6 protein-coding genes are annotated in these 3,547 nt (G+C 69.7%); 4 read left to right on the forward strand and 2 right to left on the reverse strand.

The annotated features are described in order from the left end of the window. Positions 1–52: 52 nt before the first annotated feature. From HY703_01835 to HY703_01850, 4 genes are all read left to right on the forward strand, one after another. Positions 53–598, forward strand: coding sequence for an HPP family protein (locus HY703_01835; protein ID MBI4543918.1), 546 nt, complete (start codon positions 53–55; stop codon positions 596–598). A gap of 144 nt (positions 599–742) precedes the next feature. Further along, entirely contained in the window at positions 743–1,024 is a 282-nt protein-coding gene (locus HY703_01840) for a BrnT family toxin (GenBank protein ID MBI4543919.1), read from the forward strand. 367 nt (positions 1,025–1,391) lie between these two features. Beyond that, positions 1,392–1,703 (forward strand): type II toxin-antitoxin system RelE/ParE family toxin, encoded by a 312-nt coding sequence (locus HY703_01845; protein MBI4543920.1) that lies wholly within the window; start codon positions 1,392–1,394, stop codon positions 1,701–1,703. Next, positions 1,681–1,926, forward strand: a complete 246-nt coding sequence (locus HY703_01850; GenBank protein ID MBI4543921.1) for a type II toxin-antitoxin system Phd/YefM family antitoxin — start codon at positions 1,681–1,683, stop codon at positions 1,924–1,926. Before HY703_01845 ends, HY703_01850 begins: the two co-directional genes overlap by 23 nt. Positions 1,927–1,935: 9 nt before the next feature. Here HY703_01850 and HY703_01855 read toward each other — a convergent pair whose 3' ends face one another. Further along, positions 1,936–3,366: an amidase gene (locus HY703_01855; protein ID MBI4543922.1), complete on the reverse strand. Its 1,431-nt coding sequence runs from the start codon at positions 3,364–3,366 to the stop codon at positions 1,936–1,938. Next, on the reverse strand, positions 3,366–3,547 hold a 182-nt coding region (locus HY703_01860), incomplete at its 5' end, for a cyclohexanecarboxyl-CoA dehydrogenase (protein MBI4543923.1). The genes HY703_01855 and HY703_01860, both read right to left, overlap by 1 nt.

Raw genomic sequence — 3,547 nt, forward strand, 5'->3', positions numbered from 1 at the left:
CCTCCGGCCGCTGAGCGCGGCCTTCGGTGCATATCCGGCAATGCCCAACCTTATGGCGAATGACTGGAAGGAGAGGCGAAGGCCCGTGGAAGTTAGGGCAGTTCTGAAACGCCTGGGCTGGTGTTCGGTCGGGGCGGCGGCGGCGATTGGCCTCGCCCTGGCAGCGGTCGAGCCACCTTCATCGCCGTTTCTTCTTGCCTCGCTCGGAGGCTCCGCCGTGTTCGTCTTTGGCCTCACCCGTGCCCCTGCGGCCCAACCGCGGGCTCTGCTCGGCGGCCACCTGGGAGGCGCACTGATCGGGATCTCTTGTTCTCGGGTGTTCGGCGACGCGCTGTGGGTCTCCGTTCTTGCGGTGGCCCTGACGCTCGCGTTCATGCTCGTCACCAAGACCGTGCATCCACCAGCCGGGGCGAATCCACTCATCATGGTGCATGCACATGCCGGGTTTCTCGCTCTCTGGAACCCCGTCGGCCTGAGCGTACTCATTCTCGCCTTGGTTGGTGCCGTCTGGAGCCGTGTCGGCCCTCGCATGGTGCGATACCCGGTGAACTGGTTTGAGCCCTCGCCGCCCACGATGGGCTGGGGGTGGTTGGAGTGAAGAGCGTGAGCACCGAACCGGCGCATCCAGCGGTCGGCGCTTCGCGCCGCCGGTGATACGCGGCGTTCGGCGACTCTCGACACACGCGCAGGCTCGAGGCGAGAAGCCGACAGGCACAGAGACGGATAGTCGTATCATGGCGTCGTGCAGTTCGAGTGGGATGCGGCGAAAGCTGCTCGGAACTTGGCGAAACACGGCGTGTCCTTCGACGAGGCGTCGACCGTGTTCGGCGATCCTTTGGCGGGCACGATTGGCGATCCCAGCCATTCCGGCGAGGAGCCGCGCTTCATCACGATCGGGCGTTCGAGGAGTCAGCGCCTGATCACCGTCGCTCACGCGGAACGTGAGGATCGCATCCGAATCATCAGCGCCCGCCGGGCAGCCCGGCGCGAGAGAAGACACTATGAGTCAGAGACGCAAGGCTGAGCCCGACGACGACCTGCTCCCGGAGTATGACTTCAGCGGAGCCGTCCGTGGCAAGTACTACGAACGTTACCGCCAGGGCACGAATGTTGTGCTCCTCGATCCTGATGTCGCCGCTGTCTTCCGTGATTCTGCGGCCGTAAATCACACGCTTCGGTTGTTGGTCGCTTTGGCAAAGGCAAAGGCGGCTGGGCAGAAGCGCACGGGTCGGCGCCCGCGATCGCCGAAGAAGCCGCTGCAGCCGGCGAGCCGCGCAACTCGTGGTGCGCGCCGCCACAGGGGCGCGGGCGCGGCTCGCGGCTGAGCAGCACCGTTGGACCTGCGCGGTCGGGTTTGACGCGGCGGAGAATTATGGCCATGTTCTGGCCAGATGCGCCATGAGGTCATCTTGGCCCCGGACGCCGCAAAGGCCTACAGGACGCTGTCGGCCTACTGGCGCGCCGAGGTCCGGGATGCCCTCGAACGGCACTTGCGGTACGAGCCGACCCGGGTGAGCAAGAGCCGGATCCGACGTCCTCGCGGGTTGAGTAGGCCGCAGCGTCGGCTCCGGGTCGGGGAGGTGCGAGTGTTCCATGACGTCACATCGGAAGCTGTCGAGGTCCTCGCGATCGTGACGAAGGCCGAAGCGTCGCGCTGGCTTGCCGAGCACGGGACGCCCGATGCGCCGGGTGGCGCTGGCTGAAGTCAAGGACGACCTATCCCGCTTCCTGCGCTTGGCCGAGTCCGGGGAGATTCTAATCACCCGGCATGGCAAGCCGGCTGGGGTGCTGATCCGGTTCGAAAGCGAGGATGACTGGTTCGACTACCGCCTGGAGCACCATCCGGAGTTTCTGCGGCGCGCGGCGGAAGCGCGGAACGCTCTGAAGGACGGGCGCGGTGTTCGGCTGGAGGACCCGCCCTCGTGACGGCCCAGCTCAGGCGGCGACGGCGGGCCTGGGCTCGCGCCAGGGGCGGGCGGCCTGCAGCTGCCCCGCGAGGCGGAACAGCGTCGCCTCGCGGCCATAGGCCGCCACGAGCTGCACGGCCACGGGGAGGCCCTCGGCCCGGCCCAGCGGCAGCACCATCGCCGGCTGGCCGGTGAGGTTGAAGCAGACGGTGAAGGGGGAGAAGGCAAAGACGCGCCGCCAGTACTCTTCCACGTCCTCCAGCATCATGTCGAGCCACCCGAGTCGCGGCGCCAGCGTGGCCAGCCCCGGGGTGAGGAGCACGTCATGGCGCGCGTGGAAGGCGGCCATCTGGCGGCCCAGGCGGTGGGCGGCCTGGGTGGCGCGCACGTAGTCGGCGGCGCCGATCAGCTTGCCCATCTCGCCCGTGGCCCAGGTCACCCGCTCCACCTCGTCCTGCCGCGGCGAGCGGCCGGCCGTGGGATGGCTCGCGAGATTGACCACCGTGTTGGCCGCGAGGATGGTGAGGAAGGTGGGCACCACCGCGGGCCCGTCGATCTCGGGGTCGGCCTCCTCCACCTGATGGCCGAGCCCCGCGCAGAGGTGGGCCGTCTCGCGGAGGACACGCAGGCAAGCCGCCTCCACGGGCGCGCCGTTGGGGGCGGCCGCGGTCCACGCGATGCGGAGCCGGCCCGGATCGGCGCCGACTTCCTCCAGGAAGGGGCGCGCCGGTGGTGAGGCCGCGTAGGGATCGCCAGCGCCGGGGCCCGCGGTGGCGTCCAGCAGCGCCGCGCTGTCCCGGACGCTCAGCGTGACGGCATGCTCGGCGGAGCAGCCGCCCAGCCCCTCGCCGGCATACGGGGCGAAGGTGTTCCGCGCGCGCGTGGGCTTGAGCCCCACGATCCCGCAGCAGGCTGCCGGCGCGCGGATCGAGCCGAAGCCGTCGGTGGCATGCGCCATGGGGAGCATGCGCGCGCCGACGGCCGCCGCGGCGCCGCCGCTGGAGCCGCCGGAGATGCGCGCCGGGTCCCAGGGGTTGCGCGTGGGGCCGTGCAGTTGCGGCTCGCAGGTGAGGGACAGTCCCAGCTCGCAGGTATTGGTGCGCCCGAAGATGACGAGTCCCGCCTGCTTGAGCCGGCGGACATGCTCGCTGTCGGCCGCGGGTGGGGGCGCATCGGCAAAGAACCGCGAGCCGCGCGTCATGGGCACGCCCGCCAGCGAGGCCGTGAGGTCCTTGAGAAGATAGGGAACGCCGCGGAAGGGCCCGTCCGGGAGCCCCTCGGCGATGGCCTGGCGGGCCTGATCGTAGAGCCGAAGCACCACGGCGTTCACCTGGCCGTTGCGCGCCTCCACGCGCTCGATGGCCGCCTCGAGGAGCGCCGCCGGCCCCACCTTGCCCTGGCGCACGAGGGCGGCCAGCCCCAGGGCGTCGTGCTGCTCGAAGTCGGCGAAGCCGCCCATCAGTAGGGGAGGCTCTCCCGTCCCATCAGCTCGCGGGCGACGATCACCTTCATGACCTCGGCCGTGCCGTCGCCGATCTCGAGCCCGATCACATCCCGCATGCGCTGCTCGAAGGGCAATTCGTCGGTGTAGCCGTAGTGGCCGTGGAGCAGCAGGCACTGGTGGATCGTCTCCACCGAAA

The organism is Gemmatimonadota bacterium (genome assembly GCA_016209965.1).
GTDB lineage: Bacteria > Gemmatimonadota > Gemmatimonadetes > Longimicrobiales > RSA9 > JACQVE01.

What these genes read in the sequence shown, in the direction of transcription:
- HY703_01845 (MBI4543920.1), top strand. Translation starts at nt 1,392, where the DNA reads ATGCGCCATGAGGTCATCTTGGCCCCGGACGCCGCAAAGGCCTACAGG.
- HY703_01855 (MBI4543922.1), bottom strand. Translation starts at nt 3,366, where the DNA reads ATGGGCGGCTTCGCCGACTTCGAGCAGCACGACGCCCTGGGGCTGGCC.
- HY703_01850 (MBI4543921.1), top strand. Translation starts at nt 1,681, where the DNA reads ATGCGCCGGGTGGCGCTGGCTGAAGTCAAGGACGACCTATCCCGCTTC.
- HY703_01835 (MBI4543918.1), top strand. Translation starts at nt 53, where the DNA reads ATGGCGAATGACTGGAAGGAGAGGCGAAGGCCCGTGGAAGTTAGGGCA.